Origin of the sequence: Bradyrhizobium sp. USDA 326 (assembly GCF_049739485.1) — a bacterium.
Classification (GTDB): Bacteria; Pseudomonadota; Alphaproteobacteria; order Rhizobiales; family Xanthobacteraceae; genus Bradyrhizobium.
This window is the reverse complement of the sequence record NZ_JBMGQA010000001.1, coordinates 2,216,952-2,237,925: the sequence shown is the minus strand read 5'-3', so window position 1 is coordinate 2,237,925 and position 20,974 is coordinate 2,216,952. Positions and strand designations below refer to the sequence as shown.

At 64.8% G+C, this 20,974-nt stretch carries 16 protein-coding genes; 10 read left to right on the top strand and 6 right to left on the bottom strand.

What is annotated here, in order from left to right; translation table 11 throughout:
• The first annotated feature begins 51 nt into the window (after positions 1 to 51).
• Positions 52 to 429, top strand: a complete 378-nt coding sequence (locus tag ABIG06_RS10685) for an FmdB family zinc ribbon protein (RefSeq protein ID WP_370136286.1) — start codon at positions 52 to 54, stop codon at positions 427 to 429.
• Between the two features lie 62 nt (positions 430 to 491).
• Complete coding sequence (locus ABIG06_RS10680; RefSeq protein WP_370136283.1) at positions 492 to 1,532, top strand: aliphatic amidase; 1,041 nt, start codon at positions 492 to 494, stop codon at positions 1,530 to 1,532.
• Positions 1,533 to 1,590: 58 nt separating this feature from the next.
• Here ABIG06_RS10680 and ABIG06_RS10675 read toward each other — a convergent pair whose 3' ends face one another.
• The 4 genes from ABIG06_RS10675 to ABIG06_RS10660 all read right to left on the bottom strand — a co-directional run bounded on the left by ABIG06_RS10675 (position 1,591) and on the right by ABIG06_RS10660 (position 7,951).
• A complete protein-coding gene (locus ABIG06_RS10675; protein WP_124160274.1) occupies positions 1,591 to 2,412 on the bottom strand; it encodes an MlaD family protein in 822 nt (273 codons plus the stop codon).
• Between the two features lie 182 nt (positions 2,413 to 2,594).
• Positions 2,595 to 4,811 (bottom strand): acetate--CoA ligase family protein, encoded by a 2,217-nt coding sequence (locus ABIG06_RS10670; protein ID WP_370136281.1) that lies wholly within the window; start codon positions 4,809 to 4,811, stop codon positions 2,595 to 2,597.
• A 140-nt stretch (positions 4,812 to 4,951) separates the two neighbouring features.
• The gene (locus tag ABIG06_RS10665) at positions 4,952 to 5,521 is read right to left on the bottom strand and encodes a class GN sortase (protein ID WP_370136278.1); all 570 of its coding nucleotides are present in this window, start codon (positions 5,519 to 5,521) and stop codon (positions 4,952 to 4,954) included.
• A 93-nt stretch (positions 5,522 to 5,614) separates the two neighbouring features.
• Complete coding sequence (locus tag ABIG06_RS10660) at positions 5,615 to 7,951, bottom strand: marine proteobacterial sortase target protein (protein ID WP_370136275.1); 2,337 nt, start codon at positions 7,949 to 7,951, stop codon at positions 5,615 to 5,617.
• 187 nt (positions 7,952 to 8,138) lie between these two features.
• On the opposite strand from ABIG06_RS10660, the gene ABIG06_RS10655 reads away from it, so the two are divergent.
• The gene (locus ABIG06_RS10655; RefSeq protein ID WP_370140817.1) at positions 8,139 to 8,900 is read left to right on the top strand and encodes a helix-turn-helix transcriptional regulator; all 762 of its coding nucleotides are present in this window, start codon (positions 8,139 to 8,141) and stop codon (positions 8,898 to 8,900) included.
• A gap of 72 nt (positions 8,901 to 8,972) precedes the next feature.
• Here the strand turns inward: ABIG06_RS10655 and ABIG06_RS10650 are convergent, their stop codons facing one another.
• Both ABIG06_RS10650 and ABIG06_RS10645 read right to left on the bottom strand, forming a co-directional pair.
• Positions 8,973 to 10,196: an ABC transporter substrate-binding protein gene (locus ABIG06_RS10650; protein ID WP_370136273.1), complete on the bottom strand. Its 1,224-nt coding sequence runs from the start codon at positions 10,194 to 10,196 to the stop codon at positions 8,973 to 8,975.
• Positions 10,197 to 10,272: 76 nt separating this feature from the next.
• Positions 10,273 to 11,823 carry an acyl-CoA synthetase gene (locus ABIG06_RS10645; RefSeq protein WP_370136271.1) on the bottom strand — a complete coding sequence of 517 codons (1,551 nt, stop codon included), beginning with the start codon at positions 11,821 to 11,823 and terminating at the stop codon, positions 10,273 to 10,275.
• A gap of 264 nt (positions 11,824 to 12,087) precedes the next feature.
• On the opposite strand from ABIG06_RS10645, the gene ABIG06_RS10640 reads away from it, so the two are divergent.
• The 7 genes from ABIG06_RS10640 to ABIG06_RS10610 all read left to right on the top strand — a co-directional run bounded on the left by ABIG06_RS10640 (position 12,088) and on the right by ABIG06_RS10610 (position 20,898).
• Positions 12,088 to 13,224 carry an acyl-CoA dehydrogenase family protein gene (locus ABIG06_RS10640; protein WP_370136268.1) on the top strand — a complete coding sequence of 379 codons (1,137 nt, stop codon included), beginning with the start codon at positions 12,088 to 12,090 and terminating at the stop codon, positions 13,222 to 13,224.
• Between the two features lie 151 nt (positions 13,225 to 13,375).
• Positions 13,376 to 14,539, top strand: a complete 1,164-nt coding sequence (locus tag ABIG06_RS10635) for an acyl-CoA dehydrogenase family protein (protein ID WP_370140816.1) — start codon at positions 13,376 to 13,378, stop codon at positions 14,537 to 14,539.
• On the top strand, positions 14,539 to 15,195 hold the full coding sequence (locus ABIG06_RS10630; RefSeq protein ID WP_370136266.1) for a glutathione S-transferase family protein: 657 nt from the start codon (positions 14,539 to 14,541) through the stop codon (positions 15,193 to 15,195). The genes ABIG06_RS10635 and ABIG06_RS10630 overlap by 1 nt, the downstream gene beginning before the upstream one ends.
• Positions 15,196 to 15,404: 209 nt before the next feature.
• Positions 15,405 to 16,205, top strand: coding sequence for an AraC family transcriptional regulator (locus ABIG06_RS10625; RefSeq protein WP_370136263.1), 801 nt, complete (start codon positions 15,405 to 15,407; stop codon positions 16,203 to 16,205).
• A 137-nt stretch (positions 16,206 to 16,342) separates the two neighbouring features.
• Positions 16,343 to 17,209, top strand: a complete 867-nt coding sequence (locus ABIG06_RS10620; protein WP_370136261.1) for a 3-keto-5-aminohexanoate cleavage protein — start codon at positions 16,343 to 16,345, stop codon at positions 17,207 to 17,209.
• A gap of 102 nt (positions 17,210 to 17,311) precedes the next feature.
• Positions 17,312 to 18,928: an acyl-CoA carboxylase subunit beta gene (locus ABIG06_RS10615; protein WP_424578272.1), complete on the top strand. Its 1,617-nt coding sequence runs from the start codon at positions 17,312 to 17,314 to the stop codon at positions 18,926 to 18,928.
• On the top strand, positions 18,925 to 20,898 hold the full coding sequence (locus tag ABIG06_RS10610; RefSeq protein WP_370140815.1) for an acetyl/propionyl/methylcrotonyl-CoA carboxylase subunit alpha: 1,974 nt from the start codon (positions 18,925 to 18,927) through the stop codon (positions 20,896 to 20,898). The genes ABIG06_RS10615 and ABIG06_RS10610 overlap by 4 nt, the downstream gene beginning before the upstream one ends.
• The last annotated feature ends 76 nt before the right edge of the window (positions 20,899 to 20,974 follow it).

The following is a 20,974-nucleotide window of genomic DNA, read 5'->3' as shown; positions in this document are numbered from 1 at the left end:
TCGCATCCGCCGCCAGGTAAGTTGAACAAACTACAGCGTGGGGACGATGCGATGCCAGTCTACGAATATCTCTGTGACGACTGCGGTCCATTCAAGGACCTTCGCCCCATGGCGGAATGCGACGATCCGCAAAGCTGCCCGCACTGCGAGACGCTGGCGCCCCGCGTCATCCTGACCGCGCCGAACTTCTTCTGCATGCCGGCGGACAAGCGCAAGGCGCACGCCGTCAACGAGCGCAGCTCACACGCGCCGCAGACGCTCGCACAGTACAAGGCCTCGCACGGCCCCGGCTGCGGCTGCTGCTCCTCGGGCAAGACCGTGAAGGACAAGAGTGCGACGGACAGGAAGAAGCCGGCGCGTCTGATGACCAAGACCAGGAGCGGCGCCAAGGGCTTTCCGACGGCGCGGCCCTGGATGATCAGTCACTAACCCACGCGATCGCCTGATCGGCGGCGACCCGGAACAACGATTCAAGTACAGGAGCGATCGACATGCTTCACGGCGATATCTCGAGCAGCAACGACACGGTCGGCGTTGCAGTGGTCAACTACAAGATGCCCCGGCTGCATACCAAGGCCGAGGTGCTCGACAACGCCCGCAAGATCGCCGACATGGTCGTTGGCATGAAGCTCGGCCTCCCCGGCATGGACCTCGTGATCTTTCCCGAGTATTCCACCCACGGCATCATGTACGATTCCAAAGAGATGTACGAGACGGCATCCATGGTGCCGGGCGAGGAAACCGCGATCTTCGCCGAGGCCTGCCGCAAGGCCAAGGTCTGGGGCGTGTTCTCGCTCACTGGCGAGCGCCACGAGGAGCATCCGCACAAGGCACCCTACAACACCCTGATCCTGATGAACGACAAGGGCGAGATCGTGCAGAAGTACCGCAAGATCATGCCCTGGGTGCCGATCGAGGGCTGGTATCCCGGCAATTGCACCTACGTCTCCGAAGGGCCGAAAGGCCTCAAGGTCAGCCTGATCATCTGCGATGACGGCAACTATCCCGAGATCTGGCGTGACTGCGCCATGAAGGGCGCCGAGCTGATCGTGCGCTGCCAGGGCTACATGTATCCGGCCAAAGAGCAGCAGGTTCTGATTTCGAAGGCAATGGCGTGGGCCAACAACGTCTATGTCGCGGTCGCCAATGCCGCCGGCTTCGACGGTGTCTATTCCTATTTCGGCCACTCCGCGATCATCGGCTTCGATGGCCGCACCCTGGGCGAGTGCGGCGAGGAGGATTACGGCATCCAATACGCCCAGCTGTCGAAACATCTGATCCGCGATGCGCGCCGCAACGGCCAGTCGCAGAACCATCTCTACAAGCTGGTCCACCGCGGCTACACCGGCATGATAAATTCCGGCGACAGCCCGCGCGGCGTCGCGGCGTGCCCGTATGATTTCTACAAGAACTGGATCAAGGACCCCGAAGGCACGCGCGACATGGTAGAAGCGATGACCCGCTCGACCCCGGGTACGGACGAATGCCCGATCGAGGGGATCCCGAATGGAGCGGCGGCCAGCAATTACTGAGCCGTTGCAGGTTCCGCGTTACCCTCCCCTGCCCTCTAGGGGAGGGTAAGAAAGAGCACTACCGCTTCTGCTCCGTGGGCCTGCGCGGTGGACGCGGAGGCGCGGGTGTCCCACTCATCTTGTTGGCGGCCTCGCTGACGTCGAGCAACGACCGGCGGATGTCTTCGAGGTAGGTCGCCGACTTCTTCTGCATGATGCCGGCAAGCTCGTGCAGTCCCTTGATCTTCTCGAGCAGCTCGTTGGCCTTGCCATCGACGAAGCCTGGCACCGCGCCCTCGATCTTCGCGACCGCCTTGTCGAATCCCGCAAAGGCGCTGTCGACCTTGACCATGGCCGAATCGATCTCCGCGCCCTTGCTCCTGAGGTCGGCAGTGTGGCTCTCGAACGTGCGCAGGCCTTCCTTGATCGCAGGCGCGTTGTTCACGATGGTGCGGTCGACGCTGTGCAGGGTTTCGACGATGGATTCGGCGTCGCTGAGATCGGCCGTCAGCACGGGAATGCCGTCCCTGTCCAGCGGCACCGGCGGCGCAGAGGGAGCGCCGCCGATCAGCGAGATCGCGGCAATGCCGGTGAGGCCCTGGAACTCGATGCCTGCCACGGTGTCCTTGCGGATCGGCGCTGTGTTGTCGAGCATCACCAGCGCCACGATCCTGCGGGGGTTGTCGAGCTTGATCGACAGGATCTGGCCAGCGGGCACGCCGTCGAAATTGACCGGGCCGCCGCGGCGCAGCCCGCTGGCGGAACCACCCTCGAATACCACGCGCAACTGGCTGCGACTCTGGATGGTGCGCCATTTCTGCACGCCGAGCAGGCCGCCGAACGCCACGGCGATCGCCGCCAGCGTTGCCGTTCCGATCACAAGATTGCTCGCGCGCGCCATGGGGCTGAGTTTAGGGCCAAAGCGGGATGGTTGGAAGCAGGCCGCGATGCTAACTGAGACGGGTTAACGACTTGTCCGCCGAAGCTCGAAGAGCGAAGGCGGAAGCGTAACCCGCCAACGCCTCGCGCGTGGATGCACCGAATTGGCAGATTGCACTGCCGCCAATCCGCCCTACGACATCCTCAATGTTCGGCCGCGCGCTTTGCCGCGGCATTGTTCAACACGATCAGCGCATCGACGGCCACGCCCGTCCTGGGGTTGATCAGGAACGGGTTGATGTCGATCGAGGCGATCCGGTTGCCGGCATCCGCGATCAGGTTGGAGAGGCCGACCAGCGCCTTCACCGCCGAGGCCTCGTGCAGGGCCGGCTTGCCGCGATAGCCGCGCATCTTGATGCCCGCCTTGGTGCGGCCGATCAAAGCACGGGCCTCGGCCTCGTCCAGCGGCGCGCCGGCGAGGGCGACGTCCTTCATCAGCTCGATGTCGATGCCGCCGGTGCCGAACAGCACGACCGGCCCCATCTCGGCATCGAGCGAGGCGCCGACCACGAGCTCGAGATCGGCCTTGACCTGCTGTGCGATCAGGATGCCGTCGAGCTTCGGCTTTCCCTTCAGCTTGCTGACCCGCGCGGTGATGTCGGCGAACGCCTTCTTCACCTCGGCCGCGTTGCTGAGATTCAGCACCACGCCGCCGATGTCGGACTTGTGCAGGATCTCTGCGCTGACGACCTTTGCCACGACCGGAAAGCCGATCTGCTTCGCAATCTTCACCGCTTCGGCCGCCGTCTGCGCGATCGCCTCCGTCGAGATCGGGATGCCGTAAGCCTTGAGGAGCTTCTTCGAGGCGACCTCGTCGAGCGCGGCACCAGTCGCCGATCTCAATGTCTTCTCCAGCATGGCGCGGGCGGCGGGCTTCGAGCTCGAGACGATGTCGGGCACCTCTTTGCGCAGCTTCGCATAGTCGAGCAGCGACTTGATCGCGGTCACCGCACGGTCCATGCCCTGCATGACCGCAAGATGCGGCAGCGACTTGCGCAAGTCCTTGGTGTACTCGGTGAAGCCGATCGACATCGCGCTGATATAGATCACCGGCTTGCCGGCCTGGCCTGCCATCTCGTTGACGATGCGCAAGTTGCGCTCGCGCAGCTCGTGCGGCGCCTTCGGCAGTTCGGCATCGACGATGACGATGTCGATATCGGGGTCGTCGATCATCAGCTTGATCGACTTCATATAGACGGAGGGATCGACGACCGCGGCAAAGCCGGCGTCGAGCGGATTGCCGACGATCGAGCCCGGCCCGAGCATCTTCGCCAGCTCCGAGCTGACATGCGGGCTCAGCGGCGCGAAGTTCAGTCCCGCGGCGTCGAAGGCGTCGATCAGCATGCCGCGCTTGCCGCCGGACAGCGTGACGGCGGCAAGCCGGTCGCCCTTGGGTACGGCGGCGTGAACGAAGCATTCGGTGGTTTCGATCAGTTCGTCGAGCCCGCCGACCCGGATCACGCCTTCACGCGTCGCGATCGCGTCGAACGTTTCGATCGAGCCAGCAAGCGCTCCGGTATGCGCCATCGCCGCGGCGCGGCCGCCCTCGGATGCGCCGAGCTTGAGCGCGATCACGGGCTTGCTCGCGGCGCGCGCCGCCTTGCACGCATCGCGAAACGCCTTGGTGTTGCGCACGCCTTCGAGGTAGACGACGATCGCCTTGATGCTCGGGTCCTCGGCGAAATAGCGCATCAGGTCCGGCGTCTCGAGGCCGGCCTCGTTGCCGGTGGTCACCATATAGCCGACACCGACACCCCGATCCTCCAGCGCCTGGCGGATCGCCATGACGATGGCGCCGGATTGCCCGGCGATCGCCACCGCGCCCTGTTCCATGGTGACGATTCGATCGTCGATGTTGGTGAAGAGCTTTTCGCCGGCGCTCAAATTGCCGAGGCAGTTCGGGCCGGTGACGGCAAGGCCCGTCTCGCGCACGGCCGCCTGCAGTTCGGCGGCAAGCCTCTGGCTTTCTTCATCCTGCAACTCGCTGAATCCCGAGGTGACGATGGTGGCCGAACGCGCGCCGGCCGCGGCGGCGTCGCGGATCACCTGCACGGCGAAGCGCGCGGGCACAAGCACCAGAACGTGATCGGGCTTTTCGGGAAGGCTCGCAAAATCCTTGTAGCACGGGACGCCCCAAATGGCGTCGCGCTTGGCGTTGACCGGATAGAGGCCGCCCTCGTAACCGTATTTGACGAGATTGTTCCAGATGCGCTCGGCATAATTGCCGGGCTTGTCGGTCGCACCCACCAGCACGATGTTGCGCGGGTGCAGCATGGCGTGGACGCCCTTGACGATGTCGCTGGCATCGGGCGGCGGAGACCATGGACGAAATGCGGACGCAGCAGACACCTGGGCTTCCATGGCGTGATCTCACCTGTTGTTCTTCTTGGTTGAGCCTCACTCCGTTCTATGGCGACTCCTTCGGAGTGGCAACCATGCGGGTGGTATGCCGCGCGGTGGAATGAGCGACGCCGGTACATGTCGTCGACTCGGCGAGCGATCTATCTGTCGCCTCCAATCAATGTTGCATGCAGGATGTAGCGCTCGGGGCCGGAGGTGACGGCGTCGAATGGCCAGCAGGTCGCGAGAACAAGCTCGAAACCCCGTGTCATGGCGTCGATGCCCGATGCATCGAAGCGGACCACGGCCGAGGAATCCGCGCGATAGCGAAAATGTCGACCGTCGCTACGTGTGACGTCGATGACGTCGCCAATGGCAACATCCCGCAAAAAGCGGAAATGAGTGTCGCGATGGGCGGCATAGACGGCTATCCCGCGTTCGCCCGCATCGGCCGTGTGCTGGAGATGGCCGGGTCCGAAAGCAAGCGCCTGTCCGCTCGCGCCTTCCAGCACGATGGCGCTGGCGCCGATCCGCTTGACCTCGATCCGCGCGACCGGCCAGGTGTCGGCCCACGACCACGGCTTCACCGCCTGTCCCGTCGCAATGCTTCGAACGAACGCCTGCTCCAGCAGCACCTGCGCCAGCCAGGCCTTGGCATGGATGTAGACGCCGTCTGCGAACAGGATGAGGCCGACGAGTGCCAAGACCAGAGGGGAGATGAGGCGGTGCATTGTGTCCACACCCGTCATTGCGAGGGAAGCGAAGCAATCCAGAGACTTTCCGCGGAGGCAGGCTGGATTGCTTCGCTGCGCTCGCAATGATCTTCAAAAAAAAGCGCGCGCGGCCATTTGTAGGGACGGGCAGCCGCGCGCGCTAACAGAGGAGTTCGGGGCTCCTCTCTCAAGCGCATCAGTGAGCAAGCGCCGACGCCGGTTGAGCACGAACAGGATCAGGGCGAGCACGAGCAGGGCCAGGCCTGCGATCATCTTCAGCTCGGCCGAGGTTGCAGTCTTGGGCAGGCGGATCGCATCGGGCGCGGCAGGCGTCGGCCGCCTCAGCTCCGACTGCTTGCGCGCATCGGCATGACGTTCACGCAACTGCGTCGGCACCTGCGGCCGCTCGCCGAACACCCTCTCGAAATCCCAGCCGGCCGGAAGATTGATCGGCAGGTCGCTGAGCTTGAGCGGCTCGCCTTCGGGCCGGCTCGGCGTCCTGTCGACCGCGACGAGGCTGGTCAGCCGGGTGACGATCTGATGATCGAGCGCCAGCGCCAGGATCGCCTTGTCGGATTCCTCGGGCGACATCTCGCGCATGGTGCGCGCCACTTCGGCGTCGCCGATCTTGCGCTTGGCCCAGAGCTTTGAGAGGCCCTTGCCTTCAGCGGCGCTTTGCAGCGGCAGCGTCACGGACCACGGTCGATCGCCGACGCGTCCCTTGATTTCGAGGGAGCCCGCGAGCTTGTCGAGCCTCGCCGCCAGCACCAGCGGCTCGTCACGATAGACGTCCGGAATGATCGCCGGGGTGATGTCGGCCCTGGCGTCGGAAAATCTCGCGGTGAGGCCGGTCACGGCCGGATTCTCCAGCTTGGCGAACAGGCCGCGCATGCGCTCCTCGACCTGCTCAACCGATCCGATATGGGTGAAGGCGCCCCGGCCGAGCTCGGCGGCGCGCGTCATCAGGTAGGTGTTGGGCGCGGAGCCGATGCCGACCATGAACACGCGCGAACGGCCGCGCATTGCCGTGATCGTCTCGAACAATTGCTGCTCGTTGCCGATGGCGCCGTCGGTCAGGAACACGACCTGACGGACCATGCTGCTGTCACTGATCTTGTCGGAGAGCGCAGCGCGCATCGCCGGCACCATCTCGGTGCCGCCCCTCGCCTGCAAAGCGCTGACGAACGAGGTCGCCTCGCCGACATGCGCGGCATCGGCCGGCACCGAGGCTGGAAACAGCACGTCCATGCTGTCGTCGAAGCGGATCACGTTGAAGCGGTCATTCGGCTGGAGGCGGCCGAGGGCATAGAGCAGGCTCGCCTTGGCCTGAACGATGGAGGTGCCGCCCATCGAGCCGGAATTGTCGATCACGAACACGACCTCGCGGGGCAGCGGCTTCTGCGTTGCCTGCTCGGCGCTGGGCGGAGTGACGAAGGCAAGGAGATAATCGGCGTCCCCGACATGCTCACGGAACAGGCCGACCGACGGCGCCATCCTGGCGGCCGGCTTCCAGGTCAGCTCGAAATCACGGTCGGCGGGGACAGCGCCATCAGCGAGCGTGACAATACGCGTCGTGTTGTCCGGACTCTCGACCTTGACGTTATGGTGGTGGCTCCTGACCTCGCCCAGCGCAAAGCCGGCCTTCAGACGCACTGTGATGCTGGTCGGATTCACCGGCGCATTTCTGGCGGGGTCCAGCACAGGTGGCGAGATGCGGTCGCGATCCGGAACCGGATCAGTTGTCATTGCGCCCCAGCCGGAGCCGTCCTTGCGGAAGTCGACGCTCTGCACGATCGGCGCCGGATTGTAGCGCGGGGCGACCACCAGCGGCACGCGGAGCGAATATTCGTCGCCGGCTTGATGTACCGGCTCCTGGTATTCGATCTGCACCAGCACGGTCTCGCCAGGACCGATATTGGCGACCGAGTTGGTGAAGACGTTCGGCCGCTCCTGCTCGGTGAGCGCGACCTTCTGGCCGGCGCTTCGCGCCTGCTCGTAGATCACGCGGGCTTGCTGCCGCTCCTTGATGTCACCAACGATGACATGGTCGCCGACCACCATCTTGAGCGTGTCGACGGCACCATTGGTTGCGAGCGGATAGACATAGGTGGCCGCGACCCAGTCCTTGGTCGGATTGCGGAACAGTTGCGTGACGCGGGCGCGTAGCGTCGGGCCCGATACGGTGATGTCGATGTCGGTGCCGAGACGGATTGCCTCGGTGGTGACGCCGTCTTCCTTCAGGAGCAGGCTGCCCGACCGTGCCTCGCCAGGTTGGAGGAGGCTGGCCTGCTCGGCCGTTGCCGACCAACCCGTCCCGAAGCTCACCAGCAGGGCCACGAAGGCCACCAGCATCACCGCGACGCCCTGCGCGAGAAGAAATAATCCGAGCTTGATCAGCCGGCCCAGTACGGGGTGTTCGTCGCTGTCGGCTGTGTCGTAGGTATCCATTTGGCCTGCTCCCGATGGCTGTTGGCTGGTCCTCAGGATCGGCCTGGAGAGGCTGAATTCGCGAGCAGAATGATCGGCAATGTTCCGCCGCGGCCAGCCCGGGGCAGGCCGCCGCCGGGCGGCCATGTGCGGTTTTGTGCTGGTTTGTCCGCCCTGCTAGAATGGCACTTCCAGGGCAGGGTTGATGATGCAAATGCAGGCTGACAAGCAGCTTTCGGACGAGCAGAGCCGCGAGATCGCGGAGACCATTCGCGAAGAGCTGGCCAGACGCCGGATCTCCCGGCAAGCCCTGGCCGAGCAGGCGAAGCTGAGCCTGTCGACGTTGGAGAAGGTGCTCGGCGGCCGCCGGCCATTCACGCTGGCGACGACGGTCCGGCTCGAGCAGGCGCTAGGCGTCTCCTTGCGCAAAAGTGCCATCGTGGTGACGCCTCCGGCCGCAAACGACGTCGCGCCCGACAGCCTCGGCTCCTATGCTCATCGCGCGGTGACCTGGCTCGAGGACGTCTACATCACCCTGCGCCCGTCCTTCGGCGACAAGGACGCAATCTTTGCCTATCGCACCGAGATCGTCTGGGACCCAAAGGTCTCAGCGCTGGTCTTTCGCGAGGGCGAGCGGACCGACGCAGCCTATGAACACACCGGCGAGGTTGCCGTACCCCATCAGTCCGGCTTCATCTATCTCGTCATCATCAAGCACGGCCAGCATCGCGTGATCACGGTGTCGCGACCGACGGTTTCCGGCGAGATGTACGGCATCATCTCGACGCTCCGTGCCGGCCCCGGCTCGCAGCTCACGCCGATCGCTGCACCCATCGCCTATGTGCCGCTCGGGAATATTCCGAAGCCGTCCCTGGGGCGGGTTGCGCCCGAGGACGGTAACTACGCCTTGTATCGAAAGCATCTGCGCCGCACGGTGGAAGAGCCCTTTGCGCTTTTCCTGCCGGCATAGCCCTGCTTCGACCTCGTTCACACAAAGCGATAGCGGCCTTTCGGCCGCTATCTGGGTTCAGCTGGATGCCGGCTAGCCCCCGGTTTCGGCGCTGATGATGTCGCCGAACAGCTCCCACTGACCAGCCTTGAAGCGGATCATCTTGAGCTGCTCGATCGGCGCGAAGTCGTTGGCGCCGGTGTTGATCTTGATGCCGGGGATCAATGTGTCGGGCGCAAAATCCTTCAGGTTCGCGGCCTGCTTCATCACGTTCTCCCGCGTCAGGTTGTCCCCACACTGCTTCAATGTCTGAACCAGGGTCTGCGCGGCGGCATAGCCGTAGACGATGTTGGTGTCGGAGACGTTGGCGCCCGGCATGTACTTGTCGATGAAGGCGAGAAACTTCTTCATGCCCTCGTCGTCCTTCCATTGCGGGTCCGATGCGTCCTTCAGATAGCTCGCCGACAGCACGCCTTCCGACGCATCGAGCCCGGCAGGCTTCATCACCGCGCCGATCGAGATCGACACGTCGGTCATCACATGCATCGGCCTCCATTCGAGCTCGGCGATCTTCTTGATCGCCTGCGCCGCGAATTTCGGGGTCGAGATGTTGACGAAGACGTTGGCGCCGGTGCCCTTCAGCTTGACGATGTGGGAATCGATCGACGGCTCGGAGGTCTCGTAGCTCTCCTCCGCGACGATCAGCGAGGAGGTCTTTTCGCCAAAGATCTCCTTGATGCCGGCGACGTAGTCCTTGCCGAAATCGTCATTGGCATAGAAGATCGCGACCTTGGCATCGGGCTTGGCCTGCAGGATGTACTTGGCGAAGATCCGCGCCTCGACCCGGTAGCTCGGCTGGAAGCCCATGGTCCAGGGAAAACCCTTCGGGTCGTTCCATTTGCTGGCGCCGGTGGCAAGGAAGAGCTGCGGGACCTTCTTGGCGTTGTGATATTTCTGCACCGCGGTCTGGGTCGGCGTGCCCAGCGAGTTGAAGACCAGAAACACCTCGTCGCTCTCGATCAGCTTGCGGACCTGCTCCACGGTCTTGGGCGGGGAGTAGCCGTCATCGTAGGAGATCCAGTTGATCTTGCGGCCGTTGATGCCGCCCTGGTCGTTGATCATCTTGAAATAGGCCTCCTCGGTCTTGCCAATGATGCCGTAGGCGGAAGCGGGACCCGAATAGGCCTCGACGTTGCCGATCTTGATCTCGGTGTCGCTGGCACCCGTGTCGTATTTCTTTTGCGCGTAAGCGCCTTGAACCGAAAGCAAGGTCAGGGCTGCTGCGGCGGCGAGTAACGAGATTTTCTTGTTCTTCATGGAAATTCCCTGGAGTTTCTTGTTGGTAGGGCAGGCACTTCAAAAAAAGGAAAAGCGCCCGCGAGGGGCGCTTTGGTCAGGCATTGGCGACCTTCTTGTCGACTTCGGAAGCCACCGAGAATTCCTTGCGCAAGGTCGGTTTGTGGATCTTGCCGGTGGCGTTGCGTGGCAGCGCATCGACGAAGCGGATTTGGCGCGGGCATTTGAAGCGCGCCAGATTGGCCGCGCAATGCGCGAAGACCTCGGTCTCCGTGAGCTCCTGTCCCGGCTTGACGGCGACGATGGCGAGGCCAACCTCGCCCCATTGCGCATCAGGGATGCCGATCACGGCGGCTTCCGAAATGGCGGCGAGCTGGTGCAGCACGTTCTCGACCTCGGCCGGGTAGACGTTCTCGCCGCCGGAAATGTACATGTCTTTCCAGCGATCGACGATGTAGTAGAAGCCCTCCTCGTCGACGCGGGTCGCATCGCCGGTGTGCAGCCAGCCGTCGGTGAAGGATGTCTTGTTCGCCTCCGGCCGGTTCCAGTAGCCCGGCGTGATGTTGGGGCCCTTGACCCAGAGCTCGCCGAGTTCGCCGACATCGGCTTCGCTGCCGTCGGGACGCACGACGCGCACCTCCGTGTGCAGCACCGGCTTGCCGGCGGAGCCGGCCTTGCGCGCGGCATCCTCGCGATCGAGCACCAGCACGGCCGGTGAGGTCTCGGTCATGCCGTAGCCCTGCTGAAGCGCGACGCCGCGCGCCTCCCAGACCTTCAACAATGGCACCGGCATCGGAGCGCCGCCGACACCGCCGACGATCAGCCGGCTGAGATCGGTCGTCGCGAAGGCCGGGTGCTGCGCCATGAACTGGTAGATCGCGGGCACGCCGAAGAACACGTTGATGCCCTGCGCGGGGTCGTTGATCAGGCCGAGCGCCGTGCCGGGATCGAAGGCGCGCATGATCATCACGGTGCCGCCGGCATGCAGCACCGGATTGGTGTAGCAATTCAGACCGCCGGTGTGGAATAACGGCAGCACGGTGAGCAGCACCGAGGCCGGCCCGATGCAGGCGGGGCCGCCGAGATTGACGCAATTCCAGAAGGTCATGCCATGGGTGATGGTCGCGCCCTTGGGATGGCCCGTCGTGCCCGACGTGTACATGATGGTCGAGACGTCATCGAGCGTGACTTCTTCGGCGCGGTCGAGCGGCTTGGCTGCGGCGACACCGGCTTCATAAGTGCCGCCCGGGCCGAGCAGCAGGCTGGTCGCAACGTTGCAGAGCTTTGCGACGGCGAGCGCCGTTTCGGCCAAGTCTGTGTCGTGGATCATCACCTTCGGTGCACAGTCGGCAGTGATGAACTGGAGCTCGGGGACGGTGAGGCGGGTGTTCAGCGGCACGAAGATGGCGCCTAACCGCCCGCACGCGAATTGCACCTCAAGCGTATCGGTCGTGTTCAGCGCCAGCACGGCGACGCAGTCGCCGCGCGAGACCTTGAGCGTGTGGCGCAGGAGCGAGGCGAGGCGCGAGACGCGGGCGTCGAGCTGCGAGTAGCTGAAGCGGCGCTCGCTCGCGAGGTCGATCACCGCAACCTTGTGCGGTGTGCGGCGGCCATGATGGGCGATCCAGTCGTAATAACGAACGGCCAAGAATTCCTCCCTCGGCGGTCGGGGCCGCCCTTCTTCTTGCTGCCCGTGCACCATGCCCGGCGTGGCCTTGGGGCCAGCCGGAGTCTGTGCAGCAACTTTTTTTGAGCCAGAGTTGGCCTGTGAGCGGCGAAAATCGTCTTGCGTTGAGTTGCTAGGTTGCCGCCTTGCCCGGAGCGTCGGCTCCAGTCAGCCACTCCGCGCAAGTGAACCGCCGAGGTTCCGGCCATGGTGTCCGAGCGAATCCGCCAGCAGTGCGAGACTGCAATGAAGAGCCCGTTCTATACCGCCGAGCACGACGCCTTCCGCGACGTGATGCGCCGCTTCGTCGAGAAGGAGATCACCCCGTTCGCCCATGAGTGGGACGAGGCCGGTGAATTCCCGCGCGCGCTCTATCGCAAGGCCGCCGAGATCGGCCTCCTGGGCCTCGGCTTCCCCGAGGAATATGGCGGGATCGCCGCCGACCAGTTCATGAAGATCGTGGCCAGCCAGGAGCTGGCGCGGGCGGGCGCCGGCGGTGTCAGTGCCAGCCTGATGAGCCACACCATCGGCTCGCCGCCGATCGCGCGCGCGGCGCGGCCCGAGGTGAAGGCGCGTGTGCTGCCGCAGGTGTTGTCAGGCGAGAAGATCTCCGCGCTCGCGATCACGGAGCCGGGCGGCGGCTCTGATGTCGCGAACCTGCGCACCCGCGCGCGGCGTGAGGGCGATCACTACGTCGTGACCGGGGAGAAGACCTTCATCACCTCAGGCATGCGTGCGGACTATCTGACGGTCGCGGTGCGGACCGGCGGCGAGGGCGCCGGCGGTGTCAGCCTGCTCCTGATCGAGGGGGAGACGCCGGGCCTGTCGCGGACCAAGCTGAAGAAGATGGGCTGGTGGGCCTCGGACACCGCGACCCTGCATTTCGACGAATGCCGCGTGCCGGTCGAAAATCTGATCGGCGAGGAGGGCCAGGGCTTCAAGATCATCATGCAGAACTTCAACAGCGAGCGCATGGGCATGGCTGCGAGCTGCACCGCCTTCGCCCGGGTCTGCCTCGACGAGGCGATCGCCTACGCCAGGGAGCGCAAGACCTTCGGCAAGCCGCTCGCCCAGCACCAGGTCATCCGCCACAAGCTCGTCGACATGGCGCAGAAGGTCGCGGCCTCGCAAGCGATGCTGGAGATGCTGGCCTGGCGGCTCGAGCAGGGCGAAAGCCCGGTCGCCGAGATCTGCATGATGAAGAACCAGGCGACGCAGACCATGGCCTTCTGCGCCTCCGAAGCCGTGCAGATCTTCGGCGGCGCCGGCTTCATGCGCGGCATCAAGGCCGAGCGCATCTACCGCGAGGTCAAGGTCAACGCCATCGGCGGCGGCACCGAGGAGATCATGAAGGATCTGGCGTCGCGGCAGATGGGTCTATGAGCGCTCTCTCCTCGCGTCATTCCGGGGCGCGAGCGAAGCGGAGCGAGCTATGGTGCGCCCTTGCGCACCCGAGAATCCATACTCACGATCGTGGTTATGGATCCCGGGCCCGCGCCAAGTGGCGCGTCCCGGAATGACGAGGCTGAGAGAAATGCTATTCACCGCCGACCACGACGACATCCGCCGATCCCTGCAGAAATTCATCGCCAACGAGATCAATCCCCATGTCGACGAATGGGAGAAGGCCGACATCTTCCCGGCGCACGAGCTGTTCAAGAAGATGGGCAATCTCGGCTTTCTCGGGCTGAACAAGCCGGTCGAGTTCGGCGGCTCCGGCCTCGACTATTCCTACGCGTTGATGATGGCGGAGGAGTTAGGGGCCATCACCTGCGGCGGCGTGCCGATGGCGATCGGGGTGCAGACGGACATGGCGACGCCCGCGTTGGCGCGATTCGGCTCGGACGAGGTCCGTCGTGAATTTCTGGCGCCCTCGATTACCGGAGATTACGTTGCCTGCATCGGCGTCTCCGAGCCCGGCGCGGGCTCGGACGTCGCCTCGATCAAGACCCAGGCGCGCGCCGACGGCGACGACTACGTCGTCAACGGCGGCAAGATGTGGATCACCAACGGCACCCAGGCCGACTGGATCTGCCTGCTCGCCAACACCGGCGACGGGCCCGTTCACCGCAACAAGTCGCTGATCTGCGTGCCCATGAAAAGCAAGGGCGTCACGGTCGCGCGCAAGCTCGACAAGATGGGCATGCGCTCCTCCGACACCGCGCAGATCTTCTTCGACAATGTCCGCGTGCCCAAGCGCAACCGCATCGGCGAGGAGGGCAAGGGCTTCACCTATCAGATGATCCAGTTCCAGGAGGAGCGGCTGTGGGGCGCGGCGGCCTGTCTCAAGGCGCATGAATACATCATCGACCAGACGGTTGAGTACACCCGCAATCGCAAAGCTTTCGGCCAGAGCATTCTCGACAACCAGGTCGTGCACTTCAAGCTCGCGGAGATGCAGACCGAGATCGAGCTGCTGCGCGCGCTGATCTATCGCGCCGGCGAGCAGCTGGTCGCCGGCGAGGACGTGACGCGGCTCGCGACCATGGCCAAGCTGAAGGCCGGCCGGCTCGGCCGCGAGCTCACCGACGCCTGCTTGCAATATTGGGGCGGAATGGGCTTTACCAACGAGACGCCGGTCAGCCGCGCCTATCGCGACAGCCGCCTGACCTCGATCGGCGGCGGCGCCGACGAGGTCATGCTGATGGTCCTGTGCAAGATGATGGGCACGTTGCCCGGCAGCAAAGGGAGTGCTTGATGATCACGCTCTATCACTGCGACGCCGCGCGCTCGTTTCGCCCGCTCTGGATGCTGGAGGAGATGGGGCTGGCCTACGAGCTGAAGATGCTGCCGTTCCCGCCGCGCGTGTTCGCCAAGGAATATCTTGCGGTCAATCCGCTGGGCACGATTCCCTTCATGGTCGACGGCGAAACGAGGATGACCGAATCCTCCGGCATCTGCCATTATCTCGGCATCAAATACGGCCCGACGCCGCTGATGGTCGGACCGGAGGATCCCGCCTATGGCGCCTTCCTGAACTGGATGTATTTCAGCGACGCCACGTTAACCTTTCCGCAGACGCTGGTGCTCCGATACACCCAGCTCGAGCCGGAGGAGCGCCGCAACCCGCAAGTCGCCACCGATTACGCAAAATGGTTCTTGGGCAGACTGCGCGCCGTTGAGGCAGCGACGGCGAATGCCGAAACATTGTGCGCAGGCCGCTTCACCGCCGCTGACATCGTCATCGGCTACGCGCTTCGCCTGGCGAGCAACATCGGCCTTGCCAAGGATTTTGGGCCAAATGTCGCAGCCTATTGGGCGCGCCTGCAGCAGCGCGACGGTTTCAAGCGCGCAGTTGCTGCGGAACAGAAGGCCGGCGCCGAGCAGAACGTTGCAGCGAGGCTGAGGGCGTAAGTTTCCCTCATTCCGGGGCGATGCGCAGCATCGAACTCCGGTGCGCCGTTGCGCACCTGAGAATCTCGAGGTTCCAGGCTCGGTCCTGCCGACCGCCTCGGAACGATGGCGCCTTTTCATGACAGCGCTATCCTATCGTGACAGCGCCCAAATTTCCGCTAAGGTGACCTCGTCCGCAGCGGCCAGAGAGCCGCGCGAGGAGGACCCCAATGGAAGATAAAGGTCGCGAATCCGACCATCTGATGCTGATCACGCCGGAGCGGGTATTTTATGCCGGGCTGCTCGGTCGGCCCCGCAAGCGGACCCCCGGCTGCTGCCATGTCTATGTGGCGGTGAAGGGCAGCTTGCATCTGACGATCGACGATGCTCATACGTCGGACGAGTTGATCGTGACCCTGCCGAACCAGCGGCACACCATTGCCAGCGACTACCGCACCGTGATCAGCGTGACGCTGGAGCCGGAAAGCATGCCGGATGGCGTGATCGAGGCGTTGGCCGAGCGGCTCCGGGGGCCGGACAAGGCCGCCTATGCGCGCAAGATCCTGGCCGCCTACACGCTGCTGCGCCAGCGCCGCTACGGGGACATCACCACTGCCGAGTTCGACGAGATGTGCTTTGGCGAGGCGCTGCCACGTCGTGTGCTCGACCCGCGCGTGATGCGTGCCGTCGCCCGCATCGGGCGTTTCTCCGGCGAGCCGGTGACGGCGGATACGTGTGCGGCGGAAGCGGGCCTCTCGGCATCGCGCTTCCTGCATCTGTTCAAGGAGGAGACCGGCATCTCCTTCCGCTCCTTCCGCGCCTGGAAGCGCGCGCGGCATCTGCTGCACTTCGCCAACCAGGACCTCAACCTCGCCCATCTCGCGCAGGACATCGGCTATCCCGACTCGACCCATTTCAGCCATTCGATCCGCCGCTTCTACGGCTTGAAGCCACGCGCGATCTTCGTCGGCTCGCGCGACCTCGCGATCTATCGCAGCACCGAGACGGTGCGGCTGGCCGAGGCTTCGTAGCTTCGTAAGGTGGGTTACGCCATCGGCCAACTCACCCTATAAGCGCTCGCTTTTGCAGCTTCTCCGCGCAAGAAGAAGCATGTCGCGCGTCACATGATCGCAAGCGTTGAATTCTCAACCTGCGAGACATTACGGGCATGACCGACAAGGCCGTCATCACCTGCGCGCTGAACGGCGTGCTCACCGACCCGAAGCAGCACAACGTGCCGGTGACGCCCGAGCAGATGGCGCGCGAGGCCAAGGCCGCGTTCGACGCCGGTGCGTCTATCATGCACATCCATCTGCGCCAGCAGGCGCCGAACAAGGGGCACCTGCCGTCCTGGGAGGTCGCTGTCAGCAAGGAGATCCAGCAGGCGATCCGTGAAGCGTGCCCCGGCGTGATCATCAACCACACCTCGGGCGTGTCAGGGCCGAACTACTCAGGCGCGCTCGACTGCATCCGCGAGACCAGGCCGGAGATCGCCGCCTGCAACGCCGGCTCGCTGAACTACCTGAAAGTAAAGGCCGACAACACCTGGGCCTGGCCGCCGATGATGTTCGACAATGCGGTCGAGAAGGTGAAGGACTATCTGGACGTCATGAACGCGGTCGGCACCATCCCCGAGTTCGAGTGCTTCGATGTCGGCATCGTCCGCTGCGTCGGCATGTATCGCCAGGTCGGCATGTACAACGGCCCGCTCGAGTATAATTTCGTGATGGGTGTCGCCTCCGGCATGCCTGCTGATCCCGAGCTGCTGCCGATCCTGATCAAGCTCAAGCGCCCCGAGGCGAACTGGCAGGTCACCGCGATCGGCCGCGAGGAGATCTGGCCGCTGCACCAGCGCTGCGCGGAGCTCGGCGGTCATCTCCGCACGGGGCTGGAGGACACCTTCTATCTCGCCGACGGCACGAAGGTGACCTCGAACGGCCAGCTGATCGAGGCCGTCGCCGCCTGCGCAAGGCGAGCAGGCCGCGAGATCGCAAGCCCGGCTGAGGCGCGGAAGATCTTTGGGACGAATCGGTAAGCCACATCCTGTCATTCCGGGGCGCGCGAAGCGCGAACCCGGAATCTCGAGGTTCCGGGTTCGATGCTGCGCATCGCCCCGGAACGACGGAGCGAGTTGAACGTGTCCATCCTCGAAAACACCATCTCCCCCGGCGGCGCCGCCTACCACGCCAACCGCGACGGCATGCTCGCGCTGATCGATCGCATGCGCGCGCTGGAAGAGCGCACACGGGCGGCGTCGGCCGCGGCCAAGGATCGCTTCCACAAGCGCGGACAATTGCTGCCGCGCGAACGCGTCGCCCTGGTGCTCGATCCCGGCGCGCCCTTCATCGAGCTGTCCACCCTCGCGGGCTACATGTTCGACGTGCCGGATGCGAACAAGAGCGTGCCCGGCGGCGGCGTCATTGCCGGCATCGGCTTCGTCTCGGGCATTCGCTGCATGGTCAGCGCCAGTGATTCCGGCATCGACGCCGGCGCGCTGCAACCTTACGGTCTCGACAAGACGCTGCGGGTGCAGGAGCTCGCGCTGGAGAACAAGCTGCCTTACGTGCAGCTCGTCGAAAGCGCCGGTGCCAATTTGCTGCGCTACCGTGTCGAGGATTTTGTCCGCGGCGGCAACATCTTTCGCAACCTGGCGCGCCTTTCCGCGGCCGGCCTGCCGGTCGTCACCGTCACGCACGGCTCGTCCACCGCCGGCGGCGCCTATCAGACCGGTCTCTCCGATTACATCGTCATGGTCCGCGGCCGCACACGTGCGTTCCTCGCCGGACCGCCGCTGCTGAAGGCCGCAACCGGCGAGATCGCGACCGAGGAAGAGCTCGGTGGCGCCGAAATGCATACGCAGATCTCCGGCCTCGGCGATTACCTGGCCGAAGACGATCGCGACGCGCTGCGCATCGCGCGCGAGATCATGGCGGCGCTGGAATGGGAGCGACCGGGCAGGGCGACGCCAGAATTCAAGCCGCCACGCTACGATCAGGACGAGTTGCTCGGCATCATGCCGATGGACCACAAGCGCCCCGTGGACATGAAGCAGGTGATCGCGCGCATCGTCGACGATTCCGACTTCACCGAGATGGCGCCGAATTACGGGCCCGCCACGGTGTGCGGCCATGCCCGCATCGAAGGGCAGGCCATCGGCATCATCACCAACAATGGCCCGCTCGATCCCGCCGGCGCCAACAAGGCGACGCATTTCATCCAGGCCTGCTGTCAGACCCGCACACCGCTGCTCTACCTGAACAACACCACCGGCTATATGGTCGGCAAGGCCTACGAAGAGGCCGGCATGATCAAGCACGGCTCCAAGATGATTCAGGCAGTCACCTCGGCGACGGTGCCGCAGATCACCATCTATTGCGGCGCCTCCTTCGGGGCCGGCAATTACGGCATGTGCGGGCGCGGCTTCCATCCGCGCTTCTGCTTCTCGTGGCCGAATGCCAAGACCGCCGTGATGGGCGGCGAGCAGGCTGCCGAGACCATGGCGATCGTGACCGAGGCCGCAGCGGCCCGACGCGGCAAGCCGATCGAGAGGGACAAGCTGGACGCCATGAAGGCGCAGATCGTCGGTGTGTTCGACGGCCAGATGGACGTGTTCTCCACCAGCGCACGCGTGCTCGACGACGGCGTGATCGACCCGCGCGACACCCGTGCGGTTCTCTCGGAAGTGCTCGCGATCTGCCGCGAGGGCGATGCGCGCGCACCTCAGCGCATGCAGTTCTCGGTGGCCCGCCCATGAGGAACGGATCAGTGCAGCACCGGCCGTTCTTCAAGGTTCTGGTGGCTAATCGCGGCGAAATAGCGCTGCGGGTGATGCGCAGCGCGCGCAAGCTGGGCCTCGGCGTCGTCGCGGTCTATTCGGACGCCGATCGCGATGCGCTCCACGTGAAGCACGCCGATCAGGCCGTGCGGATCGGCGAAGCGCTTCCGGCGCTATCCTATCTCAGCATTCCCGCGATCATCGGAGCGGCGAAGGCGAGCGGCGCGGATGCCGTGCATCCCGGCTACGGCTTCCTTGCCGAGAACGAGGAGTTCGCGCGCGCCTGCAAGGAGGTCGGTCTCGTCTTCATCGGCCCGTCGCCGCAGGCGATCGAGGCGATGGGCAACAAGGCCGGTGCCAAGGAGATCATGAAGAAGGCCGGCGTCCCCATCGTGCCCGGCTATCAGGGCGCAGACCAGGGCGACGAGGTGATGCTCGCGGAAGCCAGGAAAATCGGGTTTCCCGTGATGATCAAGGCGGTCGCCGGTGGCGGCGGGCGCGGCATGCGGCTCGTTGCCGATGCCGCCTCGTTTCCCGATGCGCTGCGCAGTGCGCGTTCCGAGGCGAAGGCCGCGTTCGGCGACCCGACCGTCATCCTCGAGCGTGCGATTCAGAACCCCCGCCATATCGAGATCCAGGTGTTCGGCGACAGCCACGGCAACGCCATCCATCTCGGCGAGCGCGACTGCTCGGTGCAGCGGCGGCACCAGAAGCTGATCGAGGAGGCGCCGTCGCCCGCAGTCACGCCCGAGCTGCGCGCGAGGATGGGAGAGGTCGCGGTCGCCGCGGTAAAGGCGCTGCGCTACGAAGGGGCGGGGACGCTGGAGTTCCTGCTCGACGAACGTGGCGAGTTCTACTTCATGGAGATGAACACGCGTCTCCAGGTGGAGCATCCCGTGACCGAGGCGGTCACCGGACTCGATCTCGTCGAGTTGCAGCTGCGCGTCGCGCGCGGCGAGCCGTTGCCGGTGAGGCAGCAGGACATCCGCTTCGAGGGTCATGCCATCGAGGTGCGGCTTTGCTCCGAGGATGCCGCGCAGGATTTCATGCCGCAGTCTGGCCGCATGGCGCGCTGGCAGGTGCCAGACGGCATCCGCGTCGAGCACGCGCTGCAGTCGGGCTCCGAAATCCCACCGTTCTACGATTCCATGATCGCCAAGATCATCAGCCATGGTGCGAGTCGCGAGGAGGCGAGGGGGCGGCTGATCGTCGGCCTGGAGCAGCTCACGGCGCTTGGCGTGACCACGAACCAGGCGTTCCTGATGTCGTGCCTGCGCCATCCCGAGTTTGCCGGGGGCGAGGCGACGACGGCGTTCATTGGTGCACATCGCGACGAGCTGATAGCGCCCTCCGCGAACGCCGCATTCGACGCTGCGCTGGCCGGGCTCCTGCTCTACGTCACAAATCCGCGCGCGCCTGCCTGGCAAAGTGGCCGCAGTCTGTCCGCAACGTTCCCGCTTCCAGCGAAACTCGAGATCGCCGGCCACATCCACGAGCTCGAAGTCACGCGCGAGCGCGATGGCAGCTACGCCGTCGCCATCGGCGGCCGTCGGGACAGGTTCGAGATCGTGCAGCTCGATGCCGATGCCATCCGTTTTCGCCATGACGGCGTGATGGACAGCGCAAAATTCCTGCGCGATGGCGACCGGCTCTACCTCCAGCATCGCGGCATCCCGCTTGCGGTCATCGATCTCACGCTGGCCGCACCCAAGGCTGCAGCGGGCAATGGCGGCGACGGCAAGGTCCGCGCCGCCATGAATGGCCGCGTTGTCGCCGTCCTGGTCGAGCCGGGCGATCGCGTCACCGCGGGCCAACCGGTGCTGACGCTGGAAGCGATGAAGATGGAGCACGTCCACAAGGCCGGCCGCGACGGCATCATCGCGGCGATCGACGTCACCGAAGGCGAGCAGGTGACCACCGGAAGGATCGTGGCGGAGATCGAGGCGTAGTCTCCTGTCCTGGAGGCGCGAGCCGGGACACATGGCTCCGATGCCATCCTGGGTCTTCGCCTTCGCGGGGACACGA